Origin of the sequence: Streptomyces glaucosporus, assembly GCF_039533345.1 — a bacterium.
Taxonomy (GTDB): Bacteria; Actinomycetota; Actinomycetes; order Streptomycetales; family Streptomycetaceae; genus Streptomyces; species Streptomyces glaucosporus.
Map to the genome: position 1 here is coordinate 310908 of NZ_BAAATJ010000001.1, position 21348 is coordinate 332255.

At 69.9% G+C, this 21348-nt stretch carries 20 protein-coding genes; 11 read left to right on the forward strand and 9 right to left on the reverse strand.

All coding sequences use genetic code 11. The features are described 5' to 3' along the window. Positions 1 to 20: 20 nt before the first annotated feature. The 6 genes from murJ to trxA all read left to right on the forward strand — a co-directional run bounded on the left by murJ (position 21) and on the right by trxA (position 7767). A complete protein-coding gene (gene murJ, locus ABD358_RS01395) occupies positions 21 to 2216 on the forward strand; it encodes a murein biosynthesis integral membrane protein MurJ (protein WP_344628902.1) in 2196 nt (731 codons plus the stop codon). 132 nt (positions 2217 to 2348) lie between these two features. Continuing rightward, positions 2349 to 4133, forward strand: coding sequence for a protein kinase family protein (locus ABD358_RS01400; RefSeq protein ID WP_344628903.1), 1785 nt, complete (start codon positions 2349 to 2351; stop codon positions 4131 to 4133). 452 nt (positions 4134 to 4585) lie between these two features. Beyond that, the gene (gene sigM, locus ABD358_RS01405; RefSeq protein WP_344628904.1) at positions 4586 to 5284 is read left to right on the forward strand and encodes an RNA polymerase sigma factor SigM; all 699 of its coding nucleotides are present in this window, start codon (positions 4586 to 4588) and stop codon (positions 5282 to 5284) included. Beyond that, a complete protein-coding gene (locus ABD358_RS01410; RefSeq protein ID WP_344628905.1) occupies positions 5281 to 6258 on the forward strand; it encodes an anti-sigma factor family protein in 978 nt (325 codons plus the stop codon). Before sigM ends, ABD358_RS01410 begins: the two co-directional genes overlap by 4 nt. Positions 6259 to 6382: 124 nt before the next feature. After that, positions 6383 to 7384, forward strand: a complete 1002-nt coding sequence (trxB, locus tag ABD358_RS01415; RefSeq protein WP_344628906.1) for a thioredoxin-disulfide reductase — start codon at positions 6383 to 6385, stop codon at positions 7382 to 7384. 59 nt (positions 7385 to 7443) lie between these two features. Beyond that, complete coding sequence (gene trxA, locus ABD358_RS01420) at positions 7444 to 7767, forward strand: thioredoxin (RefSeq protein ID WP_344628907.1); 324 nt, start codon at positions 7444 to 7446, stop codon at positions 7765 to 7767. Between the two features lie 95 nt (positions 7768 to 7862). On the opposite strand, the gene ABD358_RS01425 is transcribed toward trxA, so the two are convergent. From ABD358_RS01425 to rpmH, 9 genes are all read right to left on the reverse strand, one after another. Continuing rightward, complete coding sequence (locus ABD358_RS01425) at positions 7863 to 8480, reverse strand: GNAT family N-acetyltransferase (RefSeq protein ID WP_344628908.1); 618 nt, start codon at positions 8478 to 8480, stop codon at positions 7863 to 7865. Positions 8481 to 8524: 44 nt separating this feature from the next. After that, positions 8525 to 9631, reverse strand: coding sequence for a ParB/RepB/Spo0J family partition protein (locus ABD358_RS01430; RefSeq protein ID WP_344628909.1), 1107 nt, complete (start codon positions 9629 to 9631; stop codon positions 8525 to 8527). Continuing rightward, positions 9628 to 10701, reverse strand: a complete 1074-nt coding sequence (locus ABD358_RS01435; RefSeq protein WP_425576219.1) for a ParA family protein — start codon at positions 10699 to 10701, stop codon at positions 9628 to 9630. The genes ABD358_RS01430 and ABD358_RS01435 overlap by 4 nt, the downstream gene beginning before the upstream one ends. 233 nt (positions 10702 to 10934) lie before the next feature. Beyond that, positions 10935 to 11666: a 16S rRNA (guanine(527)-N(7))-methyltransferase RsmG gene (gene rsmG, locus ABD358_RS01440; protein WP_344628910.1), complete on the reverse strand. Its 732-nt coding sequence runs from the start codon at positions 11664 to 11666 to the stop codon at positions 10935 to 10937. Then, positions 11663 to 12160 (reverse strand): Jag family protein, encoded by a 498-nt coding sequence (locus ABD358_RS01445; RefSeq protein ID WP_344628911.1) that lies wholly within the window; start codon positions 12158 to 12160, stop codon positions 11663 to 11665. Before ABD358_RS01445 ends, rsmG begins: the two co-directional genes overlap by 4 nt. A 15-nt stretch (positions 12161 to 12175) precedes the next feature. Then, a complete protein-coding gene (gene yidC / locus ABD358_RS01450) occupies positions 12176 to 13273 on the reverse strand; it encodes a membrane protein insertase YidC (RefSeq protein WP_344629054.1) in 1098 nt (365 codons plus the stop codon). 12 nt (positions 13274 to 13285) lie between these two features. Beyond that, on the reverse strand, positions 13286 to 13573 hold the full coding sequence (gene yidD, locus ABD358_RS01455; RefSeq protein ID WP_344628912.1) for a membrane protein insertion efficiency factor YidD: 288 nt from the start codon (positions 13571 to 13573) through the stop codon (positions 13286 to 13288). Further along, on the reverse strand, positions 13570 to 13962 hold the full coding sequence (gene rnpA / locus ABD358_RS01460; protein ID WP_344628913.1) for a ribonuclease P protein component: 393 nt from the start codon (positions 13960 to 13962) through the stop codon (positions 13570 to 13572). The genes yidD and rnpA overlap by 4 nt, the downstream gene beginning before the upstream one ends. 24 nt (positions 13963 to 13986) lie before the next feature. After that, positions 13987 to 14124, reverse strand: a complete 138-nt coding sequence (rpmH, locus tag ABD358_RS01465; protein ID WP_031511218.1) for a 50S ribosomal protein L34 — start codon at positions 14122 to 14124, stop codon at positions 13987 to 13989. A 406-nt stretch (positions 14125 to 14530) separates the two neighbouring features. On the opposite strand from rpmH, the gene dnaA reads away from it, so the two are divergent. The 5 genes from dnaA (at position 14531) to ABD358_RS01490 (ending at position 21138) form a co-directional block, all read left to right on the forward strand. After that, positions 14531 to 16300 carry a chromosomal replication initiator protein DnaA gene (gene dnaA, locus ABD358_RS01470; protein WP_344628914.1) on the forward strand — a complete coding sequence of 590 codons (1770 nt, stop codon included), beginning with the start codon at positions 14531 to 14533 and terminating at the stop codon, positions 16298 to 16300. A gap of 851 nt (positions 16301 to 17151) precedes the next feature. Next, entirely contained in the window at positions 17152 to 18282 is a 1131-nt protein-coding gene (dnaN, locus tag ABD358_RS01475; RefSeq protein ID WP_344628915.1) for a DNA polymerase III subunit beta, read from the forward strand. 190 nt (positions 18283 to 18472) lie between these two features. Further along, positions 18473 to 19408: a phosphogluconate dehydrogenase (NAD(+)-dependent, decarboxylating) gene (gene gnd, locus ABD358_RS01480; protein ID WP_344629055.1), complete on the forward strand. Its 936-nt coding sequence runs from the start codon at positions 18473 to 18475 to the stop codon at positions 19406 to 19408. A gap of 18 nt (positions 19409 to 19426) precedes the next feature. Next, positions 19427 to 20557, forward strand: a complete 1131-nt coding sequence (recF, locus tag ABD358_RS01485; protein ID WP_344628916.1) for a DNA replication/repair protein RecF — start codon at positions 19427 to 19429, stop codon at positions 20555 to 20557. Positions 20558 to 20652: 95 nt separating this feature from the next. Further along, positions 20653 to 21138, forward strand: coding sequence for a DciA family protein (locus tag ABD358_RS01490; protein ID WP_344628917.1), 486 nt, complete (start codon positions 20653 to 20655; stop codon positions 21136 to 21138). Positions 21139 to 21348 lie beyond the last annotated feature (210 nt).

The window sequence follows — 21348 nt, forward strand, 5'->3', positions numbered from 1 at the left end:
GATGAGGTGGGGTTGCAGCGATGAACGCGCCGTACGACCGTGACCGCGGCGACGCGCCGGGCGGAGAACCGGCCGCCCGGGACGGCCGGGAGCCGTACGACCAAAACGCCCCCCGCCCCGGCGGCCCCCAGCACCTCCACCGGCACCCGTCGCAGCCGCACCACGCCCCCGACCCCCGGCGCTGGGCGCCGGCCCCGCCCCCCGAGCCGGAGGGACCCTCACAGCGGCTTCCGCGCGGCGGCGACCCCGCCACCGTGCGTTTCACGGGCGTGGACGACCTGCTCAGCAAGGGACCGGGCGAGGCCGGGGGGCGGACGCGCGACGACGCCTTCGCGCACCTGTACCAGGACCAGTGGCAGGCACCGTCCCAGCAGCCCCCGGCAGGCGCCGCCGGACCGTACGGACGGCACGGCGAGCCCGGGGGTCCCTACGGGCCGTCCGAGCCCCCGGGGCCTCCCCCGGGTCTCGGCCAGCAGCCCCCGGTCCCCGCCTCGGAGACCACCCTGCCCCTGGGGCCGCAGACCGTTCCGGCGCCGGAGGACACCGCGGCCGCACCGCCCGAGACCTCCGCCAAGCCCTCGCGCCGCGGCGGAATACTGAAGTCCAGCGCCATCATGGCCGCGGGCACCATGGTCTCCCGGCTCACGGGTTTTCTGCGCACTCTGGTGATCACCGCCGCGCTCGGCGCCGCCGTTCTCGGCGACGCCTACACCGTGGCCTACACGCTGCCGACGATGATCTACATCCTCTCCATCGGCGGCGGTCTGAACTCCGTCTTCGTGCCGCAGCTCGTGCGTGCCATGAAGAACGACCCCGACGGCGGCGAGGCGTACGCCAACCGCCTGCTCACCCTGGTCACGGTGATCCTGGCGGCCATGGTCGCGCTCACCGTGCTCGGCGCGCCGCTGCTGGTGCGGATGCTGTCGGTGCCGATCGCCAGTGATCCCGAGGCCAACAACGTGGCGGTCACCTTCGCCCGCTACTGCCTGCCCACCATCTTCTTCATGGGCATCCACGTCGTCATGGGCCAGATCCTCAATGCCCGTGGCCGCTTCGGCGCGATGATGTGGACCCCGGTCCTGAACAACATCGTCATCATCACCACCTTCGGCCTGTTCATCTGGGTCTACGGCACGTCCCGCACCTCCGGGATGACCGTGGGGACGATCCCGCCGGAGGGCGTCCGGCTGCTCGGTGTCGGCACCCTGCTGGGCCTGGTCGTCCAGGCGCTGGCGATGGTGCCGTACCTGCGCGCCTCCGGGTTCCGCATCCGTCCGCGCTTCGACTGGCGCGGTCACGGGCTCGGCAAGGCCGCCCGCCTCGCCAAGTGGACGGTGCTGTTCGTCCTGGCCAACCAGGCGGGCGTACTGGTCGTCACCCAGCTCGTCACCTGGGCCGGCAAGGCGGCCGACGCCGAGGGCCACCCCGGCACCGGCATCCTGGCCTACAGCAACGCCCAGCTGATCTGGCAGATGCCGCAGGCCATCATCACCGTCTCGGTGATGGCCGCCCTGCTGCCGAGGATCTCCCGCGCCGCCCACGACGACGATCCGGGCGCCGTCCGCGACGACATCTCGCACGGACTTCGCACCTCGGCCGTCGCCATCGTGCCCGTCTCCTTCGCCTTCCTGGCGCTCGGTGTGCCGATGTGCCTGCTGATGTACTCCTCGGCGGGCACCGATGCGGCCACCTCGATGGGGTACACCCTGATGGCCTTCGGTCTGGGCCTGATCCCGTACTCCGTGCAGTACGTCGTCCTCCGCGGCTTCTACGCCTACGAGGACACCCGCACCCCCTTCTACAACACGGTCATCGTCGCCGCCTGCAACGCCGCCGGCTCCGTGCTGTGCTTCCTAGTACTGCCCAGCCGCTGGGCGGTCGTCGGCATGGCCGCCGTGTACGGTCTCGCCTACGCCGTCGGGGTCGGCGTCGCCTGGAAGCGGCTGAGCAGGCGGCTCGGCGGCGATCTGGACGGGGCCCGCGTCGTCCGCACCTACATCAGGCTCTGCGGGGCGGGCCTGCCGGCCGCCCTCGTCGGCGGGGGTGCCGCCTACGCCGTGCTCCGGGCGCTCGGCTCCGGATTCACCGGCGGCGCCGTCGCACTGGTCGCGGGTGGTCTGGCCCTGGCCGTGGTCTTCGTGCTGGCGGCCAAGCGCATGCGGATCGAGGAGCTGACGGCCATGGTGGGTATGGTGCGGGCCAAGCTCGGCCGCTGACGGAGGGGACCGGCGCGGGCCGCGCAACCATCGGCCCCACCCGTGTGTCGTGCATACCGATGGGGTGCGGGCACAATTGTCTCTGGCTGTGTTGGCGAACAGGCTGCAACGAATGGGGAGGCAGGACCGACGGTGGCGGAACGGAGCACGGCTGCCGTCGACGTGGCCGGCAAGAACGGCGGGGCGGGCGGCAAGGACAAGCCGTCGGCCGCCGAGGCGGAGCAGGCCACGTCCGACGGTGCGACGGCCCATGACAGCGATGACAACGACCCCGCGGAGGACACTCCCGGCGCGGATACGGAGGGCTCCCCGGCACAGCCCGTCGACTCGGCGCCACCGAAGTCCCCGTCCCGGCCCCCTCAGCCTCCCGAGCTGCACAGCGGACACAAACTCGCCCGGCGCTACCGCCTGGAGGAGTGCGTAACGCGCCTGGACGGCTTCAGCAGCTGGCGCGCCGTCGACGAGAAACTGCGCCGCGCCGTCGGCGTCCACCTGCTGGCCGCCGACCATCCACGTGCCCGCTCCGTTCTCGCCGCGGCCCGCTCCGCGGCCCTCCTCGGCGATCCCCGCTTCGTACAGGTCCTGGACGCAGTCGAGGAGAACGATCTCGTCTACGTCGTCCACGAATGGCTTCCCGACGCCACCTCCCTGACCACCCTGCTCGCAGCCGGCCCCCTGCAAACCCACGAGGCGTACCAGCTCGTCTCCCAGGTGACCCAGGCGATGACCGCCGCCCACCGGGAGGGCCTGGCCCATCTGCGGCTGACTCCCGGCTGCGTCCTGCGCACCGCCGCCGGCCAGTACCGCATTCGCGGTCTCGCCGTGAACGCCGCCCTGCGGGGCATCAGCTCCGACCACCCGCAGCGCACCGACACCGAGGCGATCGGCGCCCTGCTCTACGCGGCCCTGACCCAGCGCTGGCCCTACCGCGAGGACGCCTACGGGCTCAGCGGCATGGCCGAGCTGACCGGTGACTCCCTCGTTCCGCCGGACCAGGTACGCGCCGGAGTCCACCGCGGTCTCTCCGAGCTGGCCATGCGCGCACTCGTCAACAACGGCGCCACCGCCTCCCGCCAGGAGAAGCCCTGCACCACTCCGGAGGAGCTGTCCAAGGCGATCTCCGCGCTGCCGCGCATCCGCCCGCCGGAGCCCGAGTTCACCGCGCCGCCGCCGTACCAGCACTCCCCCCTCCGGAACGGCGCCCCCACCGTCCGCACCCCCATGGGCCCCGTCGGCCCTCCCGCGGCCGTCCCGGCCGCTCCTCCCGCACTGCCCGGGCGCACCGGCAGGTTCCTGAAGTGGAGCGTCTCCGCACTGCTGATCGCCGCGCTGGGACTGGGCAGCTGGCAGCTCGCCGATGTCCTGATGCGCGGGAAGGTCGAGCAGCCGTCCGGTTCCGACGTCGGCCAGAACAGCGGCAAGACGGACGCCGAGGCGCCGAAGGCGGGCGACCTGGACATCAAGGAGGCTCGGGAGTACTACCCGGACGGCAGGCCTCAGAACGCCGACGAGGTGTCACTCACCCACGACGGCGACCCCGGGACGTACTGGCGCAGCAAGTCCTTCCGTGACGGTCCCGTGCTGAAGCCCTACAAGGCGGGAGTCGGGATCGTCTACGACCTCGGCGCCGAGAAGAAGATCTCGTCCGCGACGATAAGCCTCCAGTACGGAGGCGACCACACGGACATCTCCCTCTACGCTGCCGACACCCTCTCCTCCTCCGCCTCCATCGGCGAGATGCGCGAGATCGCGTCCGGAAGCACGTCTTCGAAATCCCTGAAGCTGACTCCGAAGAAACCGCGCAGCGCCCGGTACCTGGTCGTGTGGATCACTGCCGCCCCGTACGCCCCTGGCGACTCCTACAGCAATCCGGGCTACAAGCAGGGGGTCAACGAGGTGCTCTTCAAGGGCTACTGAGCCGTTTCCCCGTACGGGGGAAACGGCGGGCGCCATGCCGGGACGGCCGCTGCTCCGCAGGGCACACCGGCCGGTGCGACGTCCCCGCCACGAGTGCCGGTCGATTCGGGGACCCCGGTGGCCCCGACCACGGCGCCCCGTGGTTCCCGCCGTTCCATTCAGGGTCGAAGCCGCTGCCCACGAGCAGGGTCCCCACCTCGGAGGCTCTCGGGGAAGCCGGGGCCCCTGCTCGTTCGGCACGTCGTTCACGGATCGCACTCCACGGCCCGCACTGGTTGCCGCCCACCCATGGAGGCAGTAGAAATGCTCCCCACGAGCAGGCGTCGGCCGTATCGGGAGCCGTGCGCTTCTCCGCGAGGATTCTCGTCGCCCCCTTCCCCTCTAAGGTTGATTGGCTTGATCCTGTTGCCCGGTGTACGCGTTCCTCTACAAGCAGCGGGGGCGATCGCTGAATGACCGGCGGAGACACTTCGTCCCCTCCTGGCGACAGGGAACTCCTCGACCGCCATGTCGCCGGCGATCCCCACGCCTTCGGTGAAATAGTGCGGCGGCACCGTGACCGGCTGTGGGCGGTCGCCCTGCGCGTTCTGGGGGACCGCGAGGAGGCAGCCGACGCCGTTCAGGACGCCCTCGTCTCCGCCTACCGGGCTGCTCACACCTTCCGCGGCCAGTCCGCCGTCACCACCTGGCTGCACCGCATCACCGTCAACGCCTGCCTGGACCGCGCCCGCAAGGCCGCCAGCCGCCGAACCTCGTCCATAGCCGAGCCCGAGCGCCTGGAACAGCTTCTGGAGCCGCATGAGTCCGCGGCCGTGCCCGCCGAGCGGCGTGATCTCCACCGCCAGCTCATCGCCGCGCTGTCCGAGCTGCCCCCCGAGCAGAGAGCGGCGCTCGTCCTCGTCGACATGCAGGGCTACCCGGTCGCCGAGGCCGCCCGGATCCTGGGGGTCGCGGTCGGTACCGTCAAGAGCCGTTGCGCCAGAGGCCGGGCCCGTCTGCTGCCGCTGGTGGCTCATCTGCGGTCCGATGAGCCCCAGGGGGATACCCCGCCGAGCGCCGGGGGAAGGAACCGGACGCAGGGGGCTCCCGTCCCACCGGCAAGAGGAAAGCCAGACACCAGGGTCGTGAAGGGCGGAGGTGAACACGCATGACGTCCGCGTCTTCCGCGTCGTTCGACATGGACGAACATCCCGAGGTCGCTGAAATCTCGGCTCATGCCGAAGGCGTGCTCCCTCCGCAGCGCTCGGCCGACATACGCTCCCATCTGGCCGACTGCGAGCTGTGCTCGGACGTGCAGATGTCCCTGGCGGAAATCCGCAGCGTCCTGGGAACTCTTCCGGGGCCGGCTCGAATGCCGTCCGATGTCGCGAGCCGTATCGACGCCGCTCTGGCCGCGGAGGCTCTGCTCGGCGCGTCCACCCCCACCCCGGACGAGAGCCAGCCCACGGCAGGGGAGCGACAGTCACAAGAAGAGCCGTCCACTGTTTCACGTGAAACAACTGCCACGCGCACCGTTTCACGTGGAACGGCACCCATGGACCGCTCCACAGGCCGGCCCTCGGGCCATGCGCGGAGCGCCACCGGCCCGGGGCGCTCCACACGGCGGCCACGTCGTTGGCGCACCGCCCTGCTCGGCACCGCCGCCGCAGCAGCCCTTATCGCCTTTGGGGCGTTTCTCCTGCCCGGCTTCTCCGGCGCCGAAGCCGGCGGGAGCGGCGTCGCCTCGGACAGTGGACAGCACTCGAAGTCCGACGTGGCCGACGAGGCTCTGGAAGCACAGGTACGCTCCCTGCTCGCGAAGAGCGGGACGGCCGGCAAGCCGGAGCGGCAGGAGAAGACCAAACCCGAGGACGCTCACGGCTTCACCACCCGAGCGCGTCCTCATACGCCGCTGAACACCAGTGCGGTCGCGCTGCCGTCCTGTGTCCGCGAGGGCGTCGACCGCGACGAGACGCCGCTGGCCGTCGGCATGGACACCTATGCGGGGCAGCGGGCGTACCTGGTGGTTCTGCCGCATGAATCGGACAGCACACGAGTGGACGCCTATGTGGTTGACGCCGACTGCGTCGGGAAAGCGTCTCCCGAACCGGGCACGGTCCTCATCACCCGTACCTATGAGCGATGACCCTGCCCATACGCATCGCCACGGTCGGGAATGCCTTCCTCCTAGGATTCGTTGGGTGAGGTGAGCCTCCTCCGAGGCCCGCCTCACCCATCGGCAGACCCATCGGCAGACAAGGAAGACTCCCGTGAGCGACGTCCGCAACGTGATCATCATCGGCTCCGGGCCGGCGGGCTACACCGCAGCGCTGTACACCGCCCGCGCCTCGCTGAAGCCGCTGGTCTTCGAGGGTTCGGTGACCGCCGGCGGCGCGCTGATGAACACCACCGAGGTGGAGAACTTCCCCGGCTTCCGCGACGGCATCATGGGACCGGACCTGATGGAGAACATGCGGGCCCAGGCCGAGCGGTTCGGTGCCGAGCTGATCGCGGACGACGTGGTCGCGGTGGATCTGGAGGGTGAGGTCAAGTCGGTGACCGACTCCGCGGGCACCGTGCACCGGGCCCGGGCGGTCATCGTCGCCACCGGCTCGGCGCACCGCAAGCTCGGCCTGCCAGGGGAGGACGAGCTGTCCGGCCGCGGGGTCTCCTACTGCGCCACCTGCGACGGCTTCTTCTTCAAGGGCCACCACATCGCCGTGGTCGGCGGTGGCGACACCGCGATGGAGGAGGCCACCTTCCTCTCCCGGTTCGCCGAGAAGGTGACCGTCGTCCACCGCCGCGACACCCTGCGCGCCTCCAAGGCGATGCAGGAGCGGGCCTTCGCCGACCCGAAGATCGAGTTCGCGTGGAACAGCGAGGTCGCCGAGATCCACGAGTCCGGCGGCAAGCTGTCGGGGCTGACCCTGCGCGACACCGTCACCGGCGCCACCTCCGAGCTGCCGGCCACGGGCCTGTTCGTCGCCATCGGCCACGACCCGCGCAGCGAGCTGTTCAAGGGGGTGCTCGACCTGGACGCCGACGGCTACCTGAAGGTGGACGCCCCCTCCACCCGGACCAACATTCCCGGTGTCTTCGCCGCCGGCGACGTGGTGGACCACACCTACCGCCAGGCCATCACCGCCGCCGGCACCGGCTGCTCCGCCGCCCTGGACGCCGAGCGCTACCTGGCGGCACTGGTCGACGCTCCGGAGAAGCACGTCGCCGAGCCGGAGAAGACCGAAGAGGCCGCGGCCGCCGCCTCCCTCTGACGGCGGACCGCTCCACCCACCCCCTGATTCCCACATCCCCAGACCCGAGGAGAACCACCATGGCCACCCTGACCGTCACCGATGCCGACTTCGAGGATGTCGTCCTCAAGAGCGACAAGCCCGTTCTGGTCGACTTCTGGGCGGCCTGGTGCGGTCCGTGCCGTCAGATCGCCCCGTCGCTGGAGGCGATCTCCGAGGAGCAGGCCGACAAGATCACCGTCGTCAAGCTCAACATCGACGAGAACCCGGCCACTGCCGCCAAGTACGGGATCATGTCCATCCCGACCATGAACGTCTACCAGGGCGGCGAGGTCGTGAAGACCATCGTCGGCGCCAAGCCCAAGGCCGCCATCGAGCGCGACCTCGCCGAATTCATCGGCTGACGTTCTGAGACGCTGATGGGCCCGTTCCCCCTGAGGGGGAACGGGCCCATCAGCGTCTCAGAACGCGCTCGCCGGCACCGCCACAGGCTCGGTGCTCACAGAGGTCTGAGAGCGGGCTCCTTCTGCACGGCCCCCAGCAGGCGATCGATCGCCATCTCGACGTCCTGCTTCCAGGAAAGCGTCGTCCGCAGCTCCAGCCTCAGCCGTGGATATGCGTGATGAGGCCGAACGGTTTTGAAGCCAACCGCCAGAAGGTGGTCGGCCGGGAGGATGCAGGCGGGCTCCTTCCATCGGGCGTCCCCGAACGCCTCGATCGCCTTGAACCCCCGCCTCAGTACGTCCTTGGCCACAGCCTGCACCATCACCCGCCCCAGCCCCTGTCCCTGATAGCCGGGCATCAGCCAAGCGGTGATCAGCTGCACCGCGTCCGATGACACAGGGCTGGTGGGGAACGCCGTCGACCGTGGCACGTACGCGGGCGGTGCGTACAGCACGAAACCCACCGGCACATCATCGACGTAGACGACCCTCCCGCAGGACCCCCACTCCAGCAGCACAGCCGATATCCAGGCTTCCTTCTCCAGGTCCGGCCGACCCGACTTCACAGCGGCATCACCGCTGACGGGGTCGAGTTCCCAGAAGACGCACCTGCGACAGCGCTTGGGGAGATCCGGCAGATTGTCCAGGGTGAGAGGAACGAGTCGACGCCCCATGGAGACATCGTATCCATGGGGCGTCACATGACCGGGTCTCCCACTCACTCGCCGTCGTCGTCTTCTCCGGAGAGCTGCTTCTCCAGCATCTGGTCCTCTCCTGGAGCGAGCTGGCTCAGGATCCTCTCCAGATCCTCCATCGAGGCGAACTCGACGACGATCTTCCCCTTCTTCTGGCCCAGGTCCACCTTCACCCGGGTGTCGAAGCGGTCCGACAGACGCGTCGCCAGGTGATCCAGCGCCGGGGAGATCCGCTTACCGGCTCGCGGTCCCTTCGTCCTGGCCCTGCTCTTCGGCTCCGAGCCCATCAGAGCCACGATCTCCTCGACCGCTCGCACCGACAGCCCCTCGGCCACGATGCGGTGGGCGAGCCGATCCTGCTCCTCGGAGTCCTCCACCGACAGCAGTGCACGGGCGTGCCCTGCCGACAGCACTCCGGCCGCCACCCGTCGCTGCACCGGCGGCGAGAGCTTCAGCAGTCGCAGTGTGTTGGAGACCTGCGGGCGCGACCGGCCGATACGGTCGGCCAGCTGGTCATGTGTGCACTTGAAGTCCTTGAGCAGCTGGTCGTATGCCGCCGCCTCTTCAAGAGGATTCAGCTGGGCCCGGTGGAGGTTCTCCAGAAGGGCGTCCAGGAGAAGCTTCTCGTCCTCCGTGGCCCGGATGATCGCCGGAATCTTCTCCAGGCCCGCTTCCCGGCAGGCACGCCAGCGCCGCTCGCCCATGATGAGCTCGTAGCGGTCCGGCCCCGTCTGACGTACAACGATCGGCTGGAGAAGGCCGACCTCCCGAATGGAGGTGACCAGTTCCGCCAAGGCGTCCTCGTCGAATACCTCACGGGGCTGCCGGGGGTTGGGCGTGATGGCGTCGATCGGCACCTCGGCGAAGTGCGCACCCGCCACCTCTCCGGCCGGCACCTCGCCGGAGGACGCGGTTTCACGTGAAACCGCGCTTCCCCGCTGCCCTTCGCCTCCCGGCTGGGCAGCCACTCTGGCCGCCACACCACGTCCCGGCGTCAGCACCGGAACCGCGGTGGGCGAGAGCGCACCGTTCTCTCCCACCAGCGGGCTGACACTGTCATCCGGCCCTGTCGGAGCCGCAGGGATCAGCGCACCGAGCCCTCGACCCAGCCCTCTGCGTCGTTCTGTCACTGAGTCCCCTCCACCATGTGCTGTTCCTGCTGCTTCCTGGCGCCTCGTAGCGCGATCTCCCGGGCCGCCTCCAGATAGGAGAGCGCACCACTGGAACTGGGATCGTAGGTGAGAACCGTCTGCCCGTAACTCGGCGCCTCGGAGATGCGCACCGACCGCGGAATATTGGTTCGCAGGACCTCCTTGCCGAAGTGGCCACGCACCTCCTCCGCCACCTGGGAGGCGAGCCGTGTCCGCCCGTCGTACATCGTGAGCAGGATCGTCGACACATGGAGTTTGGGGTTGAGGTGCCCCTTGACCAGTTCGACGTTCCGCAGCAGCTGCCCCAGACCCTCCAGCGCGTAGTACTCGCACTGGATGGGGATGACCACCTCCGCGCCGGCAACCAGAGCGTTGACGGTCAGCAGACCGAGTGAGGGCGGGCAGTCGATGAAGATGTAGTCCAGCGGCTGCTCATAGGCGGAGATCGCCTTGTGCAGACGACTCTCCCTCGCGACCAGCGACACCAGCTCGATCTCGGCGCCGGCGAGGTCGATCGTGGCCGGGGCGCAGAAGAGTCCCTCCACTTCCCGTACCGGCTGGACGACGTCGGAGAGCGGCTTGCCCTCCACCAGCACGTCATAGATCGAGGGCACCTCGGCGTGGTGGTCGATCCCCAGAGCGGTGGACGCGTTGCCCTGTGGGTCGAGGTCGATCACCAGGACCCTGGCTCCGTGCAGGGCCAGAGAAGCAGCGAGATTCACTGTGCTGGTGGTCTTACCGACCCCGCCCTTCTGGTTGGCCACCACCATCACCCGGGTCTCCTCGGGCCTGGGAAGGCCCTCACCTGCCCGGTTCATCGCTGCGACCGCTCGCTGAGCGGCCCGGCCGATCGGAGCGGATACGTCTCCGTTGTACCGGGGGGTGGCGTCCATCGGGGGCGGATTCTCACTTGGTGTTTCACGTGAAACATCCGCCGTTTCAGAACGGGGGCCCGGGACCGGATCGGTCATCGGTCCCGCGATATGGCCGTCGGACCGCAACGGTTCACTCTCCTCGACATCAGGCTCGCAATGCAAAGAGCCTGCCATGCCACCGGGGTCGGGAACCAGCGAGCCCCGCTCTTCTGTGGACGAATCCACTTCCGAGCGGGGCCTGGATGGGCGCGGCTCATCGGCCGAACGCCCACGATGGATGATTCCCTGCAACGAGAAGCGACGTTTCACGGGAAGCACGATGCATCCACGCCCACCCATGGGCGTGACGACACTCCGTAAGGGGCTCTTTTGTGGGCTCTACGGAGTAACGGAACCCCCTCCCGGAGTCACCGTCGACGCCGTGCTCCACGGGAACGCCCCGCCCGGGCGGCCTTCGCACGCTTGGCGGCGAAACGCACTCCGCCCGGGCTCTCCCCGACCTCGACGCGCACCACGGTCGCCGGCGGATCCACCACACCCTCGCCGGCGCGGAGCACCGACGACTCCACCGCTCCCAGCTTCTGCAGAGCGGACCGCGCTGCCTTGAGCTCTTCTTCGGCCGTGTCCCCCTTGAGCGCCAGCATCTCGCCGTACGGCCGCAGCAGCGGTACTCCCCACCCGGCCAGCCGATCCAGCGGGGCCACCGCCCGAGCCGTCACCACATGCACCGGAGGCAGTGAACCGAGGACCTCCTCGGCCCTCCCCCGAACCACGGAGACGTGCTTCAGTCCCAGCAGCTCGACGACTTCCTGAAGGAAGTTCGTCCGACGCAGCAGCGGCTCCAGCAGGGTGATCTCCAGGTCCGGCCGCACCAGTGCGAGCGGTACTCCCGGCAGCCCGGCGCCCGAACCGACGTCGCAGACCGTCACTCCCTCGGGCACGACCTCCGAGAGCACCGCGCAGTTCAGCAGGTGACGCTCCCAGAGCCTCGGCACCTCGCGAGGCCCGATCAGTCCGCGTTTGACCCCCACCTCCGCCAGCAGCTCCGCATAGCGGACCGCGTCGGCGAAGCGGTCACCGAAAACCTCCCGCGCCACCTCGGGCGCGGGAGGGAGGGCCGACGACTCGGGTTCCGTCACGGCAGCACGACCACGCAGCGCTGCGGTTCCTCACCCTCGGACTCGCTGCGCAGTCCGGCGGCGGCAACGGCGTCGTGCACGACCTTGCGCTCGAAGGGCGACATCGGCTTGAGCTTCACGGGCTCCCCGGTCTGCTGCACCTCCTCGGCGGTCCTGGTGCCCAGCGCCGTCAGCTCCTGACGCTTGCGCGCCCGGTACCCGGCGATGTCCAGCATCAGCCGGCTGCGGTCACCGGTCTCCCGCTGCACCGCGAGCCGCGTCAGCTCCTGCAGCGCCTCCAGGACCTCGCCGTCCCGGCCGACCAGCTTCTGCAGGTCCCGGCTCTCGCCATCGCTGATGATCGACACAGCGGCACGGTCACCCTCGACGTCCATGTCGATGTCACCGTCGAGGTCCGCGATGTCGAGGAGCCCTTCGAGATAGTCGGCCGCGATCTCCCCCTCCTGCTCAAGGCGGGTCAGGGTGTCAGTGCCCTCTGCGGTCGTGTCCGTCACGAGTGGACTCCTTACTCACTTCTTGGACGGGTGCTTGGGACGCTGCGGTCCCTTGCGCTGCCCGGACTTCTTCTTGGGCTGCCCGGCCTGCGCCGGCCGGTCGCCCCCGGAGGTCTTCTTGGCCGTCGAGGCGCTCTCCTCGGCCGCCTTCTCCTCGGCCCTCTTGGCCTCCGCCTGAGCCGCGGCGGCCTGACGCTGGGCCTTGGTCATGCGCTTGGGCTGCTGCCGGTTGGCACGGGCGGCCTCGACGGCCTTCCTCGTCTGGACCTCGGCCGGGTCCTCCTTGAGCTTGCCCTTGGCGCGCAGCTTCTCCTGGCGCTGCTTCCAGGCCAGCGAGCCCGGCGTCGGGTTGCGCTTGATGATGTACATCTGCTGCCCGAGGGTCCACACGTTGGTGGTCAGCCAGTAGACGAGGACACCGACGGGGAAGTTGATGCCGAAGACGGCGAAGATGATGGGGAAGACGTACATCAGCATCTTCTGCTGCTGCATGAACGGCGTCTTCACCGTCAGGTCGACGTTCTTCGTCATCAGCTGCCGCTGCGTGTAGAACTGCGACGCCGACATCAGCAGGATCATGATGACGGTGACCAAGCGGACGTCGGTCAGCGAGGCGTTCAGCGTCTGGACCTTGTCGGCGCTGTCCATGAAGCGGGCCGCGATCGGGGCCCCGAAGATGTGCGCCTCACGGGCGCTCTTCACCAGGTCCTTGGTGAGGACGCCGACTTCCTGGTTGTTGGCGATCTTGTTCAGCACCTGGTACAGCGCCAGGAAGAACGGCGACTGGGCCAGGATCGGAAGACAGCTGGAGAGCGGGTTGGTGCCCGTCTCCTTGTACAGCTTCATCATCTCTTCCGACTGGCGCTGCCGGTCGTTCTTGTAGCGCTCCTGGATCGCCTTCATCTTCGGCTGGAGCGCCTGCATGTTCCGCGTGGCCTTGATCTGCTTCACGAAGAGCGGGATCAGGGCGACACGGATCACGATCACCAGCGAGACGATGGACAGACCCCAGGCCCAGCCGCTGTCCTCCCCGAACGGAAGGCTGTACAGCTTGTGGAACTGGACGATGATCCAGGAAACAGCGGTATAGAGAGGACCGAGGATCGTGTCGATCGTGTCCACGAGTCAGGCTCCTTGGGCATTGGACTGGGTCCGGTGCTGCCAGCGGCCGCGCAGCCGCTGGTGCCAGACCGGGTGCTTCCGGGCGGGGACGTGATCGACTCCGCCGGACGACCATGGGTTGCAGCGCAGAATGCGCCAGGCGGTCAGAGCCGTCCCTTTCACCGCGCCGTGCCGGTCGATGGCCTCATAGCCGTAGTGGGAACACGACGGGTAGTACTTGCACACCGGCCCGAGCATCGGGCTGATGGTCCACTGGTACAGCTTGATCAACCACAGCAGCGGGTATTTCACGAGGGGCCTCCCAGCAGCCGCTGCAGTGCGGTGTCCAGATCACGGGCCAGTTCCTCGTGGTCCGCCTCGCCCGCACCGGGCAGCGCCCGTATGACCATCAGGCTACCGGGCGGCAGCGCGCCGAGCCTCTCCCTCACCAAGTGACGCAGGCGACGCTTGACGCGGTTGCGCACCACAGCGTTGCCCACGGCCTTGCTCACGACGAAACCCGCACGCGCCGGGGGAGCGACTCCCTCCGCGGCGTGCGGGTCCGTAAGCCCCCCGGAATCGGGGCGAGGGGATCCCCTGCGCAGATGGACGACGAGGTTCGGGCGTCCGGCCCGGCGCCCTCGACGTACCGCGGCCGCGAAATCCTCGCGCCGCCTCAGCCGGTTCTCGGTAGGCAGCACTTCACGGACCCGCGGTCTGACTGGTCAGGCCGACAGACGAGCGCGGCCCTTGCTGCGGCGGGACGCGATGATCGCACGACCGGCACGGGTCCGCATGCGCAGCCGGAAACCGTGGGTCTTCGCGCGGCGGCGGTTGTTCGGCTGGAAGGTGCGCTTGCTCACTCGGGGGCTCCAGGAATTCTTGTGTCTCTGGGAGACGCGTGGGGCGCCGAATGGCTGTCACCGTGCGCCCACGAGTAGCTCGCAACGCCCGAGTGCACCGCTTCTACAGATCACTAGGATCTTGCCCATCGGAGGCATGCGGCAGCAGCCATCGACAACTCGACCTCGACACGGTACGCGGCCCCGTGCCTTAAGGTCAAACCAGGGCCGGTCGGGGGGTTCTGTGCACAGCCTGTGGACAACGACTTGAACCGCACGCGCCGCGCTGATTACCGTGGCTGAACTCCTGTTTCTTCCCGACCCCACCGAGAACCACACATGGGTGGGGCTGTCGGAGCCCGACCGGCCCCGAGCAACCCCCGATCACCCCGAACGACCCCGCCCAGCGAGTGAGAGAGCGTGCCCTGTGGCTGACCTACCTGCCGATCTTGCCGCAGTGTGGCCACGCGTGCTGGAACAGCTCCTCGCCGACGGCCAGGGCGTCGAGGCCAAGGACCAGCGGTGGCTCAAGGACTGCCAGCCCCTGGTCCTGGTGTCCGGCACCGCGCTGCTCGGCGTGCCCAACGAGTACGCCAAGGGAGTCCTGGAGGGGCGTCTCTCCCCTCTGATCACCGAGGCGCTCAGCCGCGAGTGCCAGCAGCCCATCCGTCTCGCGATCACGGTCACCGGCCCGATTCCGGAGCCTCCCGCCCCGGCGCCGGCGCCGCCCGAGCCGCAGCACCACCAGCCCCCCCAGCACCACCAGCCGGCACCGCACCACCAGCCGCTGCACTACGACGAGCAGCGCTACGACACCTCCCACGGTCCCCAGCACGAGGACCGCGCCGAGCTGCCGAACGCCCGGCCGGCCTACCCGAACTACCCGCATGCGCCCCAGCAGCACCAGCCCGGTGCCTGGCCCCGGCCGCAGGAGCCCGACGCCTGGCAGCCGCCGCGCGATCCGTACCCGCCGCAGGCCCCGTCGTACGAGCCCTCCTCCTACGACGGCAGGCACCGCGCGTCGCCCTACGACCAGCCGCCCGTGCCGCGCTACACCGGTCCGCAGGCCACGGGCCGCGGGGAGCCCCCGCAGCTGCCGGCCCCCAGCGGCGCGCCCGGTCCGCTCGCCGCGCAGCCGGCGCCCTCGTCCGGCCCGGGCGAGCCGACCGCCCGGCTGAATCCGAAGTACCTCTTCGACACCTTCGTCATCGGCGCCTCCAACCGCTTCGCGCACGCGGCCGCGGTGGCCGTCGCCGAGGCGCCGGCCAAGGCGTACAACCCGCTGTTCATCTACGGCGAGTCCGGGCTGGGCAAGACGCACCTGCTGCACGCCATCGGGCACTACGCCCGCAGCCTCTACCCCGGCACGCGGGTGCGGTACGTCAGCTCGGAGGAGTTCACCAACGAGTTCATCAACTCGATCCGCGACGGCAAGGCGGACGCGTTCCGCAAGCGCTACCGCGACATGGACATCCTGCTGGTCGACGACATCCAGTTCCTGGCGAGCAAGGAGTCGACGCAGGAGGAGTTCTTCCACACCTTCAACACCCTCCACAACGCCAACAAGCAGATCGTGCTCTCCTCCGACCGGCCGCCCAAGCAGCTGGTCACGCTGGAGGACCGGCTGCGCAACCGGTTCGAGTGGGGGCTGATCACCGACGTCCAGCCGCCCGAGCTGGAGACGCGCATCGCGATCCTGCGGAAGAAGGCCGTCCAGGAGCAGCTCAACGCGCCCCCGGAGGTGCTCGAGTTCATCGCCTCCCGGATCTCGCGCAACATCCGCGAGCTGGAGGGCGCGCTGATCCGCGTCACGGCCTTCGCCAGCCTCAACCGGCAGCCCGTCGACCTGGGTCTGACGGAGATCGTCCTGAAGGACCTCATCCCCGGCGGCGAGGACGCCGCCCCGGAGATCACCGCGGCCAACATCATGGCGGCGACCGCCGACTACTTCGGGCTGACGGTGGACGACCTGTGCGGTTCCTCACGGAGCCGGGTCCTGGTCACGGCGCGGCAGATCGCCATGTACCTGTGCCGTGAGCTGACCGACCTGTCGCTGCCGAAGATCGGCGCCCAGTTCGGCGGCCGGGACCACACGACCGTGATGCACGCCGACCGCAAGATCCGCGCGCTGATGGCCGAGCGGCGCTCCATCTACAACCAGGTCACCGAGCTCACCAACCGCATCAAGAACGCCTGACGGCCGGACGTCGCCCTCCGCGCCCCCGGCCGTCCGAGCCCCCGGAACCCGTTCCGGGGGCTCTTTCCTGCTCCCCGGCCGCCGTCGCGGGCATCCCCGCTGTTCGATTCCACAGGAGCGGGGGCGGCCGGTCCACAGATTCGCCGACTTTCTTCCGTCCACATGCTGGGGACCGCTGGGTTGTCCCGATAGCGTCCACAGGAGTGACCTTCCACAGCCGAACAGGGCAGGTCAGCGGGGTGTGGATTTGTGGTCAGACGTTTTCCACAGGCTGTGGACAGAGACTGTGGTCACAGCGGGCGGGCCGGGTTGTCCACCGCCGACCCACAGGTCCGGCCGGGTTTTGCACAGCTTTCCCCAGCTTCTCCACAGACTTGTCCACTGTTCGACAACGAAACGCGCCGTGTCACCGGTTCGTGTGAAAGGCATCACACTGGGAAGCGGGGTTGGGCTGTTGAGAAGGTGGGTAAAACTGTGGGCGGCCCTGGGGAGAACCTGGGGACGGCTGTGCACGGGGTGTGCAGAACTTCGCCGCGTCCACAGCGGACCCCTTTTCGTCCACGGGGCCGCCCACAGGGCCGGTGGACAAAATTCCCGCCCTGACCTGCGCTGATCGGGTTATCCACGGTATCCACAGGCCCTACTACTACGACCACGGATATAAAGCGGGAACTTCGCTCGGAAACGGGCCCTGTGCACAACTCGGCCCGGACGCGCCCCGTGCCTCCTCCTGCCGACTTGACCCCGGCACACCCCGGCTGTCAGCGGCGTGCGTCAGACTGGTCACCGGCGACAAGCCGACGACGAAGACCAGCAAGGCGAGCAGCCAGCAACAGCGGGAGGCGGCTTAAGTGAAGATCCGGGTGGAGCGTGACGTCCTCGCGGAGGCGGTGGCCTGGGCGGCCCGCAGCCTCCCGGCCCGGCCTCCGGTGCCGGTCCTCGCGGGACTGCTGCTGAAGGCGGAGGAGGGCGCGCTGAGCCTGTCCGGCTTCGACTACGAGGTCTCGGCGCGGGTCTCGGTGGAGGCCGATGTGGAGGAGGAGGGGACGGTCCTCGTCTCCGGCCGCCTCCTCGCCGACATCTCCCGGGCCCTCCCCAACCGGCCCGTCGAGATCTCCACAGACGGTGTACGGGTGAGCGTCGTCTGCGGCTCGTCGCGGTTCACGCTCCACACACTGCCTGTGGAGGAGTACCCGGCCCTTCCCCAGATGCCGAGTGCGACCGGCACGGTCCCCGGCGAGGTCTTCGCGGCCGCCGCGGCCCAGGTCGCCATCGCCGCCGGGCGCGACGACACGCTGCCGGTGCTCACCGGTGTCCGGATCGAGATCGAGGGCGACACGGTCACCCTGGCGTCCACCGACCGCTACCGCTTCGCGGTGCGGGAGTTCCTGTGGAAGCCGGAGACGCCGGACGCCTCCGCGGTGGCGCTGGTCCCCGCCAAGACGCTGCTGGACACGGCGAAGTCGCTGAGCGGCGCGGACAACGTGACGCTGGCGCTGTCGGGCGCGGGCGCCGGCGAGGGCCTGATCGGTTTCGAGGGCAACGGACGGCGGACCACGACGCGGCTGCTGGAGGGCGACCTGCCGAAGTACCGCACGCTGTTCCCGACGGAGTTCAACTCGGTCGCCGTGATCGAGACGGCCCCGTTCGTGGAGGCGGTCAAGCGTGTCTCGCTGGTCGCCGAGCGGAACACCCCGGTGCGGCTCTCCTTCGAGCAGGGTGTGCTGACGCTGGAGGCGGGATCGAGCGACGACGCACAGGCTGTGGAGCGCGTGGACGCGCAGCTGGAGGGCGACGACATCTCGATCGCCTTCAACCCCGGCTTCCTGCTGGAGGGCCTGAGCGCCATCGACGCGCCGGTCGCCCAGCTGTCCTTCACCACCTCGACCAAGCCGGCCCTGCTGAGCGGCAGGCCCGCGACGGACGCCGAGGCGGACGAGTCGTACAAGTACCTGATCATGCCGGTGCGGCTGTCGGGCTGAGTTCCGGCAGGCCGGGTACCCGTGCGGCGGCCGGGTACCCGGAGCCGTCCCCGCAGGGCCGCCGCGCGGCGGCTCCGGGGGTGGCCGGGTGCGCATCCGAGCGGGGTGTGGCCGCAGGTGTGCGCCGACCCCCCGGGCGTAGGCTCGTACCCGGTCACGCAACGCTAGGACACCGTAGAAAGGCCCCTTGATGGAGCTCGGTCTCGTCGGTCTCGGCAAGATGGGCGGCAACATGCGGGAGCGCATCCGCCGTGCCGGCCACACCGTCGTCGGATACGACCGCAACCCGGATCTCGCCGACGTCAACAGCCTCGAGGAGCTGGTCGGGGCGCTGAAGGCGCCCCGGGTGGTGTGGGTCATGGTTCCAGCCGGAGCACCCACCCAGTCGACCGTCGACGCGCTGGGAGAGCTGCTCTCGCCCGGTGACGTGGTCGTGGACGGCGGAAACTCCCGCTGGACCGATGACGAGAAGCACGCCGAACAGCTGGCGGCCAAGGGCATCGGTTTCGTGGACTGCGGGGTCTCCGGCGGCGTGTGGGGCCTGGAGAACGGCTACGCGCTGATGTACGGCGGCGACGCCGAGCACGTGGCGAAGGTCCAGCCGATCTTCGACGCGCTCAAGCCGGAGGGCGAGTTCGGTTCCGTGCACGCCGGGAAGGTGGGCGCGGGCCACTTCGCGAAGATGGTCCACAACGGCATCGAGTACGCGATGATGCAGGCCTTCGCCGAGGGCTGGGAGCTGCTGGAGGCGGCGGACGCGGTGACCGACGTCCGCGAGGTCTTCCGCTCCTGGCGGGAGGGCACGGTCATCCGCTCGTGGCTGCTCGACCTGGCCGTCCGCGCGCTGGACGACGACGAGCACCTGGGGGCGCTGCGGGGTTACGCGGCCGACTCCGGCGAGGGGCGCTGGACGGTGGAGGCGGCGATCGACCACGCCGTTCCGCTGCCCGCGATCACCGCGGCGCTGTTCGCGCGGTTCTCGTCGCGCCAGGAGGACTCCCCCCAGATGAAGATGATCGCCGCGCTGCGCAACCAGTTCGGCGGGCACGCGGTGACCGCCGCCGCCGGCGGTGAGAAGGGCGCCGACTCGCCGGGCGCGGACGTCGTTCCGCCTGTCGGCGGCTGACCAGCACACAAGGATCCGATGCACGTCACGCATCTGTCGCTCGCCGACTTCCGGTCGTACGCCCGGGTCGAGGTTCCGCTCGATCCGGGCGTCACGGCTTTCGTCGGTCCGAACGGCCAGGGCAAGACGAACCTGGTCGAAGCCGTGGGCTACCTCGCGACCCTGGGCAGCCACCGGGTGGCCTCCGACGCGCCGCTGGTGCGGACGGGGGCCGACCGCGCCGTCATACGCGCGGCGGTCCGGCAGGGGGACCGGCAGCAGCTGGTGGAGCTGGAACTGAACCCGGGGAAGGCCAACCGGGCCCGGATCAACCGTTCGTCGCAGGTGAGGCCGAGGGATGTGCTGGGCATCCTGCGCACGGTGCTGTTCGCGCCGGAGGACCTGGCGCTGGTGAAGGGGGATCCCGGGGAGCGGCGCCGCTTCCTGGACGAGCTGGTGACGGCGCGGTCGCCCCGGATGGCGGGGGTGCGGGCCGACTACGAGCGGGTGCTCAAACAGCGGAACACCCTGCTGAAGACGGCGGCGATGGCCCGTCGGCACGGCGGCGGTTCCGGTTCGGGGGGCGGCGGGGCGCTGTCCACGCTGGAGGTGTGGGACCAGCACCTGGCGCGTGCGGGGGCGGAGCTGCTGGCCCACCGGATGGCGCTGGTGGCGGCGCTCGGCCCGCTGGCCGACAAGGCGTACGAGCGGCTGGCGCCGGGCGGGGGCCCGGTGGTGCTGGAGTACCGCAGTCCTGTGGAGGGCGGTACGAGGGAGGAGCTGTACCAGCGGTTGCTGGCCGCGCTGGCCGATGCCCGCCGCCGGGAGATCGAGCGCGGGATGACGCTGGTGGGTCCGCACCGCGACGACCTCCTGCTCAGGCTGGGCGAGCTGCCGGCCAAGGGCTACGCGAGCCACGGGGAGTCGTGGTCGTACGCCCTGGCGTTGCGGCTGGCCTCCTACGACCTGCTGAGGAGCGAGGGGAACGAGCCGGTGCTGGTGCTCGACGACGTCTTCGCCGAGCTGGACGCCCGGCGGCGTGACCGGCTGGCGGAGCTGGTGGCCTCCGGCGAGCAGGTCCTGGTGACGGCGGCGGTCGAGGACGACGTGCCCAAGGCGCTGGCGGGGGCGCGGTACGCGGTCGGGCGTGGGGAGGTGACCCGTCTGTGACGGGGACCGGGCGGCCGGATCCGCGTCCCGGGGGGGACGCCGCCGGGGCGGCGGACCGTCCCGCGGCTCCGGAAGCCTCGCCGAAGCCGTCGGGCGTGGACCTGGCGAGGGTGGCGCTGCGGGCGGCTCGGGAGCAGGCGCGGGCGCGCGGTGCGGCGGCGCAGCGGAAGCGGGAGGCCCGGGTGGGGGGCCTGCGGTCGGGGGCGCGCCGGGACGGCCGCGATCCGCTGCCGCTGGGGGCCGCGATCGAGCGGCTGAAGACCGAGCGCGGCTGGGAGATGCCGATGGCGGTCGGGGGTGTGATGGGCCGCTGGCCGGAGCTGGTGGGACCGGACCTGGCACGGCACTGCGTCCCGCAGTCGTACGACGAGCAGGCCCGGGTGCTGTCGGTGCGCTGCGATTCGACGGCGTGGGCGACGCAGGTGCGGCTGCTGGCACCGCAGCTGGTGGCGCGGCTGAACGCCGACCTCGGGCAGGGAACGGTGAAGCTGATCAAGGTGCGGGGGCCGGAGGCTCCCGACACCCGGCACGGTCCGCTGCGCGCGCCGGGGAGCAGGGGTCCGGGCGACACCTACGGCTGACGGTCCCGCCGTGCCGCCGCGGGCGGTCTGCGGCGCCGGGGGCCGGACCGGCCTCGAACCGGGGTGGACAAACCGAGCAGAACCGTTCATTCCGTGAGGCCGCTCACAGTGCCGGACCATTGACATCCGGAAGCGCTGAGGGGCGTTGTGAGCGTCTTGGGGGGCCGGTCCGCATATGGGGAGTCGGCTCATGCCGGTTCAGGGCGGCAC